Genomic DNA, 14,570 nt, shown 5'->3' on the forward strand with positions numbered 1-14,570 from the left:
ATAATCCGTACTCGTATGTTTTCATACAATCAGTTTTCGTATGTTTTCGAAACTTTACAATCGAATATTAATAAGATATAATAGACAGCAGTATATGGAAACTGAGCTAATGGAGGTCATTATGGTAAAAATTAAAGATATAGCAGCAAAGCTAGGTGTATCAATAAGCACCGTATCAAAAGGCCTGCATGGGGCAAGTGATATCAGCGAGGAAATGCGTCAACAGGTACTAGATACCGCCGTAATGTTAGGATATGTTGTGAAAGAAAAAAAATCCCAAGACTACCATAAAGTTTGCATTATGGTTGAGAACATGGATTATGAAAATATCAACCAATTCGGCTATGAATTAATTACAGGATTTAAATTAATGGCACAAGAGCAACAGTATCAGGTTGATGTAATCCCTATGGATGTTTACACGCAGATGCAGCAATCCTATGATACTTATATGAAACAACAATCATACAGCGGCGCATTCTTTCTTGGTTTTGAGATGTCCGATGCTTATATGCAGCAATTAAAGCATACTACTATCCCTACTGTCCTATTTGATAATTACATATCAAATAAACATGTTGCTTATATTGGAACTGACAACCATATCGGCACAAAATCCTTAGTAAACTATCTCCAAGAAAATGGCCATAAAAAAATCGCATTATTAAATGGTTCCAAAAACAGCTATGTATCTAACTTACGTTATGAAGGCTTCCTAGCTGCTATGAAAGATGTCGGTTTGGAAATCGATGAAAATTTGATTGGTTATGGTATCGGCTTCTTACCAGAGACCGCAAGTTCCTATATTCCACAGTTTATAGAAAATGGAGCTACTGCTATTGTATGTGCCAGCGATCTTATCGCCGCAGGTGCCATTAATGAAATTCATAAGCTCGATTTAAGAGTACCAGAAGATATCAGTATCACTGGATTTGATGATCTTCCAATTGCTAAGTATTTAGCGCCACCACTAACTACCATCCGTCAAGAGCGTTTTACACTTGGAAAAACTGCATTTACTCTACTTTCTCAACTTATATCTGCAGTACCAGTTAGTACGATGCTCTTCCACTCAGAGTTAGTAATAAGAGAATCCGTATCTAAGGTAAAGTAAATATACTATATAAATAGCTCTGTGTACAAAGAATCTAGTCAAGTTCCATGAACTCACCCAAGATTTTGTATGCAGAGCTATAATAATTACAATTAGATAATCAATTATTACGAAGACGTTTAGATAATCAATTATCACCCTAGAAGTTCGATAAAGACGTTCAGATATCTAATAGCTATGTAACCTACTATCTAATAGCTATGTAACTACGTTTAAGCGAAGTAATACCCCCCATGCACAATCAAAACATACTATTGCTTGGGGGGTCATGTTTTTCATTATAAGAAAAAAGTTCGCAAATCACGCTTTTTCTATTTATAACATCTACACTGTTTTATAATTACTAAGTATTCTTTCTAATTCCATTATCTCGGTTTTCTTCAAACTTTGATTATTTAAGTATTCCACTAAAAATGTATTTAAAGATCCATTAAATAGTTTATCTAATAACACCTTTGTTTCCGTACGTTGTACGGTTCGTTTGGAGATAGCTGCCTTACATTGGAAGCCAGGCTCTTCCCGGATAACTGCTCCTTTCTCAATCAAACGTTTTATTACGGTATAGGTAGTATTCTTTTCCCAACCAACATATTCTTTGATTATTTTTGCAATATCCTTCGCTGCCAGTACTTTGTTAGACCACAAGAGTTCCATAATATTAAGTTCACCTTCATGTAATCTTATTTCTCCCATATTTTGCTTCTCCTCACAAGCATCTTTTGTATTTTTGATGCTTATTTTCTACAACTTATAGTTCTCATAAGCTTATTCTACTATAGTAGATGGTAACAACTACCATTATTCTATCGAATTAGAATTAATTTGTCAATCTCTCTTATAAGCAAAACATCGCATAATATGGCAAATGTTTCACTTGATTTGAGTATTCATAATTTCGATTCGAAATCTTAACAGAATAAGGAATATCATGTGCAGAACGAAAGATACTTACACTCTTTGATCTTGTATTTTCATTTGTCTTTATCTCAAGCGGTATCACACCATCGGAGTTTTGAATCAAGAAATCTATCTTTGCTTGACTATTAGACTCCCAAAAATTCGGAAGATATCCTCTTGCTATAAGACTTTGCATAATGTAGTTATCTAAAACTGTTTTTTCTATCATTTCATTTTGAGTATCTAAATAAAGAGAATTCTTTCGAATTAGAGTGTTCAGTATTCCAACATCCGCAACGTAAAGCTTAAATTGTAACGCTTCTGGACTTATGGTAATACCTTCTGTTTTGTCGTATGTACCTTTTGAACATTTGTACACTATAGAATTAGCCACAAGATATTGAATCACATCTTTATAGTGGGCATAGGTTGCACCCTTTCGTATCAAGCGATATTGAAATTTTTTGTTCTCCTTTAATAATTGTTCGACCATAACAGAACAGACTTGGCTAAGCTTAAGTGCATCACTTTCTGAATGTTTCTCTTTTGCAGAAGCAAGCATGGATAGATAAATACGTTGATGAATTTCAGCAACATTGCTCGTATTTTCCATAATAATATAATCGTTGACAGCTGCTGGCATCCCACCAACAATGAGATAATCTTCAAAAATTGTAAGAAGTTCCTTATGCACAATTTCCGGAATCTTACGGTTGGTCTGATAATGCCCTTTGATTACTTCAGCATACCATTCATTCCCTCCGGCTACTAAAAATTCATCAAATTCCATTGGATAAAGAGTAAAGCTGTCGTAATACTCCTCGTTCATCTCCATTAATTCACTTGATAATACTAATATTGGAACAGCATTTTCAGAAACAATAGTTTCATTCATTAAATAATGATTAAGAGCTTCCATTGCTTCTTTACAAAAGGAAATTTCATCAAGTATCACTAATAGATTTCCTGATAATTCTAAAGGAATTTCATAGTACTGAAATAATAATTCAATAAAATTTAAATCATTTTCAATAGAATAAGCAGCTTTTTCAAATAGATTACAAACAGCTGCATTGGTTTCAAAGTTAACATAGAGATTGCCTTCGTAAAAGGACTTTGCAAAGTCAAGTGCTAAGAAGGTCTTACCGACACCTTTGATGCCGGTAATCCACATTGGTTTTCTTAAGTTTTGCTCTTTCCATGTTATTAATTTCTTAATCGCATTGCGTTTCACTTAGTTACACCTCAATTTTTCAATCAATTGCTGAAAGTATTCGGGCAATGGAGCCTCAAATTCCATATATTCCTGCGTAGTTGGATGAAGGAATCCTAAAACTCTGGCATGTAAAGCCTGCCCTTCAAGATGAAATTTATCTTTCTCCGGTCCATACACATCATCACCTAATAGAGGGTGATGTAAACTAGCCATATGAACGCGGATTTGGTGAGTACGTCCTGTTTTTAATGTACATTCAATATGAGCATAACCTTGGTTGTGTACATATCCAAGGTTAAAATTCTCCAATACACGATAGTTCGTGACTGCATTCTTCCCATTCTTATGGTTGATTGCCATCTTCTTACGATCTACTGGATGTCTTCCAATAGGCGCATCTACTGTTCCTTCCGTTTGTTTAAAGGAATTATAGACAAGCGCTTCATATTTTCTTGTAATGGAATGTACCTTTAATTGTTCTGCTATCGATTGGTGAGATTTATCATTTTTACAAACAACCAATACTCCAGTCGTATTCATATCAATACGATGAACGATTCCTGGCCTCATCACTCCATTTATTCCGGATAGTCTATCCTTACAATGATATAATAGTGCATTTACTAAGGTACCAGAATAGTGACCTGCCGCCGGATGAACAACTAATCCTTTTGGTTTATTGATTACGATAATATCCTCATCTTCATATAAAATATCAAGGGGAATATTCTCTGCTGCTATCTCTAATGATACGGGTTGAGGAACTTCATAAGTTAGTATATCCCCTTCTTTTAAACGGTAATTTGCCTTAATCACATTACCATTGATCTTCACAAGGGAATCTTTTATTAACTTCTGAATATAGGAACGAGAAATACCTTCCTCAAATTCTGCAAGAAAACTATCAATGCGTTCATCCTCATACTCACTGTCTATACAGCATGTTTTTATGTTTTCCATTTTATATCCTCTTAACTTAACTTCTTTTAACATCTATTCTTTTACTTAATTTCATTTAACATCAATTCTTTTGCGTAACTTAACTAATTTTCTACCATTACTCTAATTCCGCTAATCCTTCTTTTTCTTACTAATGAACGAAAAATCATCGTCTTTATAATAAAATAAAAGCAATATTGCAAACAAGATTGTAGAACATGTGATATAGATGTCTGCAACATTAAATACTGGAAAATCGATTAACTCAAAATAGATAAAATCAATGACATGACCATATAAAATTCGATCAATTAAATTATTACCAGCAGCACCGGCAGCAATAAATACTAAGATATAACGTATTGCATTATATTTTTTAGTTCTTGGTAATTTAAAAAATAAAAATGCCATAACGATGACAGCTACTACAGTAATAAAAGTTAAAAGGTAGGCTCTGCCACTAAAGATCCCCCAAGCTGCTCCATCATTCTCGTGATAGATTAACCTAAGGGTTTTTGGTATTATAACAAGCGAATCTCCATCCGCAAATTGTGACTTTGCAAAATATTTTGTTATCTGATCAAGGATAAGCAGTATCACAAACAAAATACCGTACTTAATGTAAGACTTTTTCGATAATAAATTCTCCTGTTCCATCCTAAGTTACCTTTCTTCCATAATGAACTCAATTGCCCTAATAAGCTCTTTCTTCGTTATTGTTGTATCAATGAATGCCTCTCCAATGCTACGTAATAGTATAAATTTTATTTGACCTGCATCCATTTTTTTATCACGGCTTAATGCTTCTAAAATATTTGCTATCTCTAATTTTTGCACTCTGATTGGTAGTTTGAATGCCTCTATAGTGGATAAGATATCCTCATGTTCTTCTTTCGTTAAGTATCCTCTTTCATAGGAAAGAAAGATTGCTGCAGACATACCAATTGCCACACATTCTCCATGTAATAAGGTAAATTCCATCCATTTTTCAACTGCATGTCCAATGGTGTGTCCAAAGTTAAGCCATGCTCTTTCGTTATGTTCATGAGGATCAATTTCTACCACTGCACGTTTTATCTCGCAGCTTCGACCAACCATTTTTCGTAGTACCGCGATGTCTTTTGCTACAATTGCATCCTTATTATCTTTTAGCCATTCATAGTAAGCCTTATCCTGAATTAATCCATGCTTTATTATCTCTCCCATACCTGAAAGAAAAATTCGCTCCTCTAATGTTTTAAGGCATTCTAAATTCATATAAACACAGGAAGGCATATGAAATGCTCCTACCATATTCTTATAGGCTTTAAAATCAACTCCAGTTTTTCCTCCAATACTGGAATCAACCATTGCCAAAAGAGAAGTAGGTACCTGTAAGAACCTTATTCCTCTTAGATAAGTTGCTGCAGTATAACCAGTCAAATCTCCTACTACACCACCGCCAAGTGCTAATAAAACATCATTGCGGTCAAAACTCTCTCTGATTAAATACTCATATAAATTCTGTACAGTCTCAAGATTCTTATTGTCCTCACCTGCTGGGAAAACAAAGGATACCACCTTACCAGGAACCCCAAGTAAAAGCTCCTCTAATTGTTTAAGATAATAAAGACCGACATTACTGTCTGTAACGATACATATTTTTCTATTTTTTAACTCAAAAGCATTGATTTCTTCTATTAAGTCCTGAAAAGACTCTTTTAGAACAATATCATAGCAAGGTTTCTCATCATACTTTACTTCCAATCGATCGTACAAATCAAGCATGGCAAATTTCCTCCTTAATCTTCGTCATCCTCTAGATTAATAAAGGAAAACTCATCCTGTTGCTCCGCCACTGGTTCTGTATTAGAGAATGTACTTTTCATTAATTCATTATATTCTTCTAATGTGATTTCTTCACTTGCCGCACTGACCTGCTCTAAAGCATCCATATATTCTTTCTCTGTAACCTGATATTGCTTCTTTTCATGTTTATTATTATTAAAATTGTGATTTTTATTATTCATGACAGACGAATTAGCTTGCCAATTCGTCTTGTTTTGATTCTTATTATTGGAATGATGATTCTTATTATTTATATGTTGATTTTTATTTCCAACTCTTTCATCATATTTATTATTCTTATTTCCGACTGGAGGCATTTGATTCTTGCCCACATTATTTTCTGTAAGTGCTGTTCTTCCTGCCTCATTAAAATTATCATTCTCAGCCTTTGTAACATTCTCATCCTTTTCATTTAGAGTTACAAAGGTTTCAATTTTAGCAATACTGATATCAAAACAATTGCTTTGTAATAATTCTATTTGAGCTGCTGCTAAATTTTTAAATTGCAATTTATATTTTTCATACTGTTGCAATAGCCCAATTGTTTGAGCATGTAAGTGTTCCAATTCATTCTTAGCGTCAGCAACAATAATCTGTGCTCTCGTCATAGCCTCATTTTCAATATTTTTTGCAGTAACAAGTGCCTGCGCTTTTGTATCTTCTGCTGTTTTTTCTGCTAAAACTAAAGCTTTTTGTAATGTTTTTTCTATTGTTTTGTAGTATTGAATTCCTTCTGTTAAGACTGAAATCTTATCTTTCATCTCCATATTTTCACGGTATATCTGCTCATAACTTAACAATACCTCGCGTAAGAAGGAATCCACATCCTTCTTATCATACCCAAGTCCACCGGATTTGAAAGTTTTACTTTGTATTTCTATTGGTGTAATCATATCCTATTCCTCCTATTGGTATATAGATAATGTTGCGTATATCCTGCCCTTTTTAGAGATACCACCCTGTTCCTTAAACTTAAATTTACCATATCCTCGTACAGAAACAATATCATCAGGTTTTAACATATAACTATTGGAAGTGACTAATCTTGCATTGACAAATACCTTTTCACCAGCAATTAAACCAGTAATGCTGCTTCTTGAAGTGTGAAAAGCAAGTGCAATAAGGGAATCCAAACGAAAAGAAGCAACACTACCGGTTACTTCTCTAAAGGATATTGTAGCTTGCACTTCATCTGGTTTTATCATTTCAACACGAACGACATTGTGTCTTACTTTGCTAAGGCTAGTAGTAATAAAATCACTTAGCAGAGAATCACAATAACAATAAGCCTCTTTTCCCCTCACTAAGATGTCACCAAGTTTCGAACGTTCAATACCTACGTTAAGAATAGCCCCCAAATAATCTCTGTGATCGAGCTCTCCTGCAAATTTTTCACTTGCTGGATAGATTCTAAGGCATTGAATTGGATAGTCGTTTTTATCCTCTGTTTGCAACATGATATTTCCATGTTCTTTTACCATATCTCCATGAAAACAAATACGAACCCTTTCTGCACCCTCATATCCACCATACATCGAGTAAGCTAGCAAAGGTAATTCTTTCTCCATACTATGAAATATACTGATTTCATTTATATTTAAGAAATCAGTATATACACATATCTCCTTATGATAAGCACTTTTCGCTGATTCTAATATAATCTTACGAAAAAGAAACTCTTCTTTCTCTAAATTCATGTAAATCTCCATTCCATTATGCACTGATTAACTGTTGTAAATACGACAATATAAGAAAAGCTATAATCGGCGATAAATCTGAAATAGCAGTAAAAAAACTGGAATGACTTAATAGAATTTTTACCGGATTTAAGATTGGGTCTAATACAAATTTCAGCGGTTTCTTTATAAATGAAATTAAGAACATATCAACGAAAATCTGTATCAATAAAAAGACCTGTAGAATACTAAAAAATATTGAAAAGGACTTCGTCAATAATAAATATATAGGCATCATTCTAAAAATCCTTATTAAGTGTCGGAACTTCGAAACCATTTTGACGAATCAAATCTAGATAATCGCCTGAAATATCTACAGAATCCGGTGATATAATAAAAATATAACTTGAAATCTGATGTAATTTTCCATTTAAAGAATAAACTGCTCCTGAAATAAAATCCATCACACGCTGAGCAAGATCCACATCAAATCCTTCTAAGTTGATAACCGCTGCACGTCCCGATAATAACATATCACAGATATCCTGCGAATCTTCAAAACTAGTAGGTTTCATTATACACACTTCTAAGCCCTTTTGAGGATTTCTGATAGGAACCACCTTACTAACATTGGTCTTTTCCATCCGCTGAGAACGTTCTTTTCTTAAATCTGCAAAGTCTGATGATCCGGAAGCTGCGGAAAGTTTTGATGAACTACTTGTTGGTGCTTCTTCAGAGAATGCAGGTCTTTGTGACGGAAATGTTCTTTTTTCCTGCTTTACAGCTTGTCTCTGCTCTTGCCTTTCTGTCTTCCTGCGTTCTTTTTCCTCTAGTTCACTTACGTAATCATCATAATCATCTAAATCTTCATCATCTGTCAACTTTAAGGAATCCAGAATATTTTTAAATAAATTTGCCATAGCACAATCTCCTAATCTTATTTATTCGCTATAATTGCGCTCCCCAAAGATACCGGTTCCCACGCGAACCATAGTAGAGCCTTCTTCTATTGCTACCTCATAGTCGCCGGTCATTCCCATCGAAAGTATTTTCATAGATACATTATCAATGTTTTTTTCATTGATGTCAACATATAATTGGTGCATTTTATTAAAATAGGTTCTATTTTCCTCGGCATTTTCTGTAAAAGGCGCCACTGTCATTAAGCCTTTGACACAAATCGAGGACAAGCTTGCAATCTCACGAATTAGTGTCTCTACCGCGCTTGGTTTGACACCAAATTTCGATTCTTCGTCAGCAATATTAATCTCAACCAATATATCGACCAGGACCCCTTTTTTCTTAGCCTCAATATCAATCTGCTCTGCTAAGCGAAAGGAATCCACAGAATGAATTAGCTTCACTTTATCTACAATATATTTCACTTTATTTCTCTGTAAATGACCTATCATATGCCAATTTATCTCAGGAGACAAATTAGAATCATAAGAAGAATTGTCTAACTGCGTTATGGATATTGGTGCCGAGGACGACTCAGGTACAAATTTTTCACACTTATCACATAACTCCTGGACTTTATTTTCTCCAAATTCTCTTAATCCAGCATGATAAGCTTCCATTAACATCTCAAATGGTTTTGTCTTACTAACTGCAATTAATGTAACTTCCTCTTTTGATCGATTACTCCGCTTACATGCCGCTTCGATCTTTTGTAATACATTTGTTATATTGTCTTGTATCATAGAAGCCTCCATTCTATCTTACTTTTTATCTTGCATCATAGAAGCCTCTAACCATCGAAAAATCCGCAAGCTTTAATAAATTACAGCAGATTCTATTACCTTAGTTGCATCTAGTGCGATATGGTCATATACAGACAGTCCTCGCTTCGTACCTTTTTTAACAATTACGTACTCGTCGTTTTCAGACAATCGTTCAATACGTCTAAAAACAGCATACCCCTTGTTGACGTTATAAACACCTTCCAGTTTCCCTCTAAGACTGATTCGGAATCTATCTGTAGTTTTGTCCGATAGAATAAAATCGTTTTCTCCAAAGGTTTCTTTATCAACATAACCATAAGTTTCATCTTCATAGTATATTTCGCAAGCTGTAAACCTTGGTTCTAATGCTTTTGTTGTTTCATTATATACTTCACGAACTAAGCCAAGCTCTCCAGAGTCACCACCATTGGTAAAATACTCAATTGGTATCATATAAAATTCCTTCTCTGTAATCGCTGATTTTGGTATTTTTAATCCTGACTCTTTTTTTAACTGTATCTCTATCTCTAGAAATCTTTCCCTTAAATATCTTGTAACATACTTATCTAACGCAATATTTAGAAACCATGATTCCCCTTTTTTTTCAACTGTAAATGGTGCTCTCACTTGAAATTGATCTAGAGTTATCGTAAAAGTAATCATTGTTCTATCTTGTAATTGATTTGCTAATTCTGCAGAAATAGGTGCAACGATGTTCCAATGATCCTCATTCAGCAGTTTATATACATTTTGGCTATTTTCAATGATTTCTCCAGTACGCAAATTCTTTCTTTCATATTGTTCCATGTTAAATGTTGCTTCTGCTACATTGTCTGGCAATAACCCATCAAGAGTATCAGAATAATAAGAAATAATTCCAGCTTCCCCGGCTTTCACAACACCAAAGTTTGAACTTAAACCAGTACTGTTAATAATCTCCTGCATATTAGAAAGTAAATTAACATCCAAAATATTACGAATACTAGCTGATATCTCATCTCTGAAATTATAAACATCCGAGTAATTGCTATCTTGATACGTATATTGGAATTTTGCTATATCTTTACGTATACTGGCTGCGTCCATCTTGGAAAATTTTATTCCGCCTGTTGTATCCGTTAGTTTTTCGTAAATCTTCTTACTTTCATCTATAGAATAGATCGTAGAATCCTTCGCAACCCTTGCACCTTCACGAAAGTAGTAATTCACATAACCAGATCGATCTGTTGTAATCATTTTCTCTTCTCTAGTTATCACACCTTGTACAATATTCTCCTGAGAAAGTGGTTGTTCTGAAACTTCAAAAATCGAAATCTGAGGTTTCGATAAATATAAATACACATTTAACCCTGTATAAATTAAGATTATTATGAAAATGATAACACCTATATTAATCGATCTTCTTTTTTTAAATTTGACTACCTTTGAATTCTCCTGCATAATAACCTCTTTTATTTTTCTATTTGTTTCCACTGGTTATTTGCATAAAAAACCATGGATTGTTTACACTACCATTAACTAGAACACATAGGAGGTGTAAAATATGAAAGTTATTGATTATATTGCTCTAGTTCTTGTTATTATCGGTGCAATCAACTGGGGATTAATTGGATTTTTCCAGTTTGATTTAGTACGATTCATATTTGGTAATATGACCATTTTAGCTCGCACCATATATGCATTAGTTGGTATATCCGGCTTATATGCTTTAAGCTATTTTGGTAGATTAAAAAATGACGATATGTAATCATGTTACAAAGTGAGGAGCTTAACTCCTCATACATTACGAATAAGTGCTTTCGTAATATGTTGCACTAATTAACAAAACAGTCATAATGACTGGACAGTTTAACGACTGGACAGTCATTATACTGGCTAGTAAAAAGAATATTTCATAAAGGAAGCGGTTTTACACTAATCTACGGAGTATTGATTCCGTAATTGAAGTGCAAAACCGCTTTCTTGGAAACTAAAATGGCGAAGCCGCTTTAGTTTTATTATCTTAAAGAGCTACAATCACGTTCTGTTTCTTAGTATCAGGCAAATCGTTTTCATTAATGGAGATACTGATGATAAAGTCAACTTGGAATTTTGTTGATATCATCTCTATCTTATCAAGTACATCGCTTATATCTTCTTGGCATGTACATGCAATTTTCATAAAACTGTCAAGATAAATTTTTTGCAGGTCATGATTAGCTGCTATCAGTCCACACACAAATCCTATAAATTCTTTCGGAGTTTCAATACAATAATCTTTTACGTTAATCAAACGTATTTTATTATTGAGTTCATACATAATCTTATTGCTCTTATCAAGATAAAAAACATTCCCTTTCACGGCCCCAATTTCTGAGTTTGCCTTATCAATTAGAATTTTTGTCTTACCTTTACCTTTTGCACCTACAATAATCTGTATCATCGCAATCTCCTCCTTTACATTATAAACGATTTCTTGCTTACTCATATTATAGTATAACCGAATTGAAAAAACAATCCTATTTTGCTTAAGAATTCCATTTTTTCATTTTTAATTATCAGACAACTAATGTCGAACAAAGGAGGAAATAACTTATTCCATCTCTAAAAGGTGAGCATGTTGATTATATAAACTCGTTTTCCCAGCAGCTTTAAAAACTGCACTAATATACGCTTTTCCATCCGCTGAGTTACTGTAAAGAATCAAACAATCTCCCGCATCACCGGTACTTCCAGTCTTTCCACCAAACACTGTAACTCCTTCCGGAGTCTCTTTCGTACCAAGTAAAAACATATTTGTTGTTTCATAAGATTTTCTTCGAAGCTTTCCGTCCTTATCTGTAATGGAAGCCTCATAGTTTATCTGCTTTATAATCGGAACAAATTTCTCATATTTTAAACATTCTTTAAAGATTAAGTACATATCATATGCTGTTGTATAATGATTCGGGTCATGTAGCCCATGAGGATTTGTAAAATGCGTATTGGTTGCTCCAATATTAGCAGCTTCCTCATTCATCTTTTTTACAAACTCCTCTACAGAACCATACATATGCTCTGCAATAGCGACTGCTGCATCATTTCCAGAGTAGACTAATAAACAATTCAGAAGAGTTTCCATTGAAACTACGTCACCAGCTTTAAAATTACATAGTTTGGCGCCATAAGTAGTAACCCCTGCATTGTCCTTTTCTATCGTAACACTATCCTTTAGATCACCATACTTAAGTACAATGAGTGCTGTCAATAATTTCGTTGTACTTGCTGGATAGATTCTATCATATACATTTTTCGCAAACAATACTTGATGATCTGTGTCATCAATCATAAATGCTGCTATTGCTGGAATCGCCGGATCTTCCATGTGGTTTTGACTTTCATCCACAACACTGTAATCTTTTGTTAGAAAATCTCCAGCTACAGCATCTACATAAGTTCCGATACTTTCAATCATTTTACCATCGGTACCGGAATATAGCATTAATACATCTGATTGTTTCGAACAGCCCGTAAGTAGCAAACTGATACTTAAAACTAACACAACTACTTTCTTCAATTTGAACTCCAATCTGCCAATTCTATACGTTGTATTTTGACTATCATTTTCCCTTGAATAAATCACGCCAATCCAAATCCCCACGATCCAAAGCTTTAATCAAAAGTTCTGCTGTAGCTAGGTTGGTCGCAAGTGGAATATTATGTGTGTCACAAAGATGGACAACTGTCATAATATCTGGTTCGTGTGATTTTGGAGTTAAAGGATCACGTAAAAAGATAACCATATCGATTTCATTATGCTCTATTTGAGCACCCATCTGCTGTTCGCCACCTAGATGACCTGCTAAATATTTATGAACATTTAAATTTGTTACCTCTTCAATTAATCTACCTGTGGTTCCCGTCGCATATAACTGATGCTTTGACAAAATACCACGGTACGCAATACAGAAGTTCTGCATCAATTTCTTTTTCGCATCATGTGCTATCATTCCAATATTCACGTTCCTACCTCCTCTTTTATGCTATAGTGATAATGTCTCCTTTTGTGGTAACATCCTTTTATTTTGAAGACTTACATTCAATAATACGCCTAACATCAACATATTTCCCAATAAAGCACTTAAACCCGAACTGACAAATGGTAACGGAATACCAGTATTCGGTAATAATGAAGTTACAACTCCAATATTAACAAAAAGCTGAAACATCGTCAATGATGCTATACCAGAAGCAATTAACATTCCCATAAAATCTTTCGCCATTCGAGCAATTTTCAATGCTTTATAGATGAAAATCATTAGCAATACTATGACTATCATGCTTCCAACAAAACCAAATGCTTCTGCAATCGCAGTGAAAATAAAGTCACTCTCAATAACTGGAACTTTACTAGCTTTAAGCGTAACCTCTGCATCAGTTAACCATTTACCCGAAATACCGCCTGCACGAATGCACTTAGCAGCATTTACCTGCTGATAAGCCAGCTGTGGAAATCGCTCTGGATGTAGCATAGCTAAGATTCGATCTCTTTGATAATCGTTTAGAATTACTTGGTACTCTTGCTGTACGTACCAAAAGAACGCGATAAAACTTGGTATACCAATTGCTAGAGTTGGCAAAATTATCTTGTAGCTAAGCCCTGCCATATAAAACATACATAAAAATGTTGCAAACAATACAATACTTACTGATAAATCCGGCTGGATAAAAATTAAGCTAATCGGTATTACCATTAGAATTAATGCCAGAAAAATGATCGATGCTTTATTAATTTGCCGCCTAACGATGTCAAAAAACTTTGCTAAGAATATGATCATTATAATTCTGGTTAGCTCAGAAGGCTGTACTTCAGTGGAGCCAATTAAAATCCATCTTTGCGCCAAATAATGTGATTTACCAAGTGGAGTAAATTTTGTGATTACAAGTAAAGCTATATTAATAAAATAAAGCGGAATAAAAAACTTGGCAACAAAGTGGTAGTCTATAAGTGAGACAACCACCGCAACAATTAAACCAACTGCGTAGCCAATGATTTGCTTTTCAAACTGTCTTTCATTCGCATCTTGTAAACGTCTGATCAACACCATACCAATAACACCAAGTATCGATATGATAGCTAGCATTGATACCTGATAATGCTTTAGATCATATTCCTCAAAATTAAAAATAGATTTGAACAAAGTTTTAAACATGAATTA

At 34.1% G+C, this 14,570-nt stretch carries 16 protein-coding genes; 2 read left to right on the plus strand and 14 right to left on the minus strand.

All coding sequences use genetic code 11. From position 1 onward, the window contains the following. Positions 1-121 precede the first annotated feature (121 nt). A complete protein-coding gene (locus CPHY_RS12160) occupies positions 122-1,114 on the plus strand; it encodes a LacI family DNA-binding transcriptional regulator (RefSeq protein ID WP_012200368.1) in 993 nt (330 codons plus the stop codon). Positions 1,115-1,438: 324 nt separating this feature from the next. Here the strand turns inward: CPHY_RS12160 and CPHY_RS12165 are convergent, their stop codons facing one another. The 10 genes from CPHY_RS12165 to CPHY_RS12210 form a co-directional block, all read right to left on the minus strand. Continuing rightward, positions 1,439-1,807 (minus strand): BlaI/MecI/CopY family transcriptional regulator, encoded by a 369-nt coding sequence (locus CPHY_RS12165; protein WP_041703624.1) that lies wholly within the window; start codon positions 1,805-1,807, stop codon positions 1,439-1,441. Positions 1,808-1,949: 142 nt separating this feature from the next. Beyond that, on the minus strand, positions 1,950-3,245 hold the full coding sequence (locus CPHY_RS12170) for an ATP-binding protein (protein WP_012200370.1): 1,296 nt from the start codon (positions 3,243-3,245) through the stop codon (positions 1,950-1,952). Continuing rightward, positions 3,246-4,187, minus strand: coding sequence for an RluA family pseudouridine synthase (locus CPHY_RS12175; protein WP_012200371.1), 942 nt, complete (start codon positions 4,185-4,187; stop codon positions 3,246-3,248). 111 nt (positions 4,188-4,298) lie between these two features. Continuing rightward, entirely contained in the window at positions 4,299-4,823 is a 525-nt protein-coding gene (gene lspA, locus CPHY_RS12180; RefSeq protein WP_012200372.1) for a signal peptidase II, read from the minus strand. Between the two features lie 6 nt (positions 4,824-4,829). Then, a complete protein-coding gene (aroB, locus tag CPHY_RS12185; protein WP_012200373.1) occupies positions 4,830-5,933 on the minus strand; it encodes a 3-dehydroquinate synthase in 1,104 nt (367 codons plus the stop codon). Positions 5,934-5,947: 14 nt separating this feature from the next. Next, the gene (locus CPHY_RS20850) at positions 5,948-6,886 is read right to left on the minus strand and encodes a DivIVA domain-containing protein (RefSeq protein WP_012200374.1); all 939 of its coding nucleotides are present in this window, start codon (positions 6,884-6,886) and stop codon (positions 5,948-5,950) included. A gap of 12 nt (positions 6,887-6,898) precedes the next feature. Continuing rightward, positions 6,899-7,690, minus strand: a complete 792-nt coding sequence (locus CPHY_RS12195; RefSeq protein ID WP_012200375.1) for a YlmH family RNA-binding protein — start codon at positions 7,688-7,690, stop codon at positions 6,899-6,901. A gap of 278 nt (positions 7,691-7,968) precedes the next feature. Then, entirely contained in the window at positions 7,969-8,589 is a 621-nt protein-coding gene (locus CPHY_RS20855) for a cell division protein SepF (protein ID WP_012200376.1), read from the minus strand. 21 nt (positions 8,590-8,610) lie between these two features. Beyond that, positions 8,611-9,372: a YggS family pyridoxal phosphate-dependent enzyme gene (locus CPHY_RS12205; RefSeq protein WP_012200377.1), complete on the minus strand. Its 762-nt coding sequence runs from the start codon at positions 9,370-9,372 to the stop codon at positions 8,611-8,613. Positions 9,373-9,444: 72 nt separating this feature from the next. Next, a complete protein-coding gene (locus CPHY_RS12210; protein WP_012200378.1) occupies positions 9,445-10,833 on the minus strand; it encodes an HlyD family efflux transporter periplasmic adaptor subunit in 1,389 nt (462 codons plus the stop codon). Positions 10,834-10,936: 103 nt separating this feature from the next. Between CPHY_RS12210 and CPHY_RS12215 the strand changes: the two genes are divergently transcribed. After that, positions 10,937-11,140, plus strand: a complete 204-nt coding sequence (locus tag CPHY_RS12215) for a DUF378 domain-containing protein (RefSeq protein WP_012200379.1) — start codon at positions 10,937-10,939, stop codon at positions 11,138-11,140. Positions 11,141-11,395: 255 nt separating this feature from the next. Here CPHY_RS12215 and CPHY_RS12220 read toward each other — a convergent pair whose 3' ends face one another. From CPHY_RS12220 to CPHY_RS12235, 4 genes are all read right to left on the minus strand, one after another. After that, complete coding sequence (locus tag CPHY_RS12220) at positions 11,396-11,815, minus strand: hypothetical protein (RefSeq protein WP_041703627.1); 420 nt, start codon at positions 11,813-11,815, stop codon at positions 11,396-11,398. Positions 11,816-11,965: 150 nt separating this feature from the next. Further along, entirely contained in the window at positions 11,966-12,928 is a 963-nt protein-coding gene (locus CPHY_RS12225) for a D-alanyl-D-alanine carboxypeptidase family protein (protein WP_041704382.1), read from the minus strand. Between the two features lie 43 nt (positions 12,929-12,971). Beyond that, positions 12,972-13,373, minus strand: a complete 402-nt coding sequence (gene mgsA / locus CPHY_RS12230; RefSeq protein WP_012200382.1) for a methylglyoxal synthase — start codon at positions 13,371-13,373, stop codon at positions 12,972-12,974. Positions 13,374-13,394: 21 nt separating this feature from the next. After that, entirely contained in the window at positions 13,395-14,564 is a 1,170-nt protein-coding gene (locus CPHY_RS12235; protein WP_012200383.1) for an FtsW/RodA/SpoVE family cell cycle protein, read from the minus strand. Positions 14,565-14,570: the final 6 nt, after the last annotated feature.

The organism is Lachnoclostridium phytofermentans ISDg (genome assembly GCF_000018685.1).
Taxonomy (GTDB): domain Bacteria; phylum Bacillota; class Clostridia; order Lachnospirales; family Lachnospiraceae; genus Lachnoclostridium; species Lachnoclostridium phytofermentans.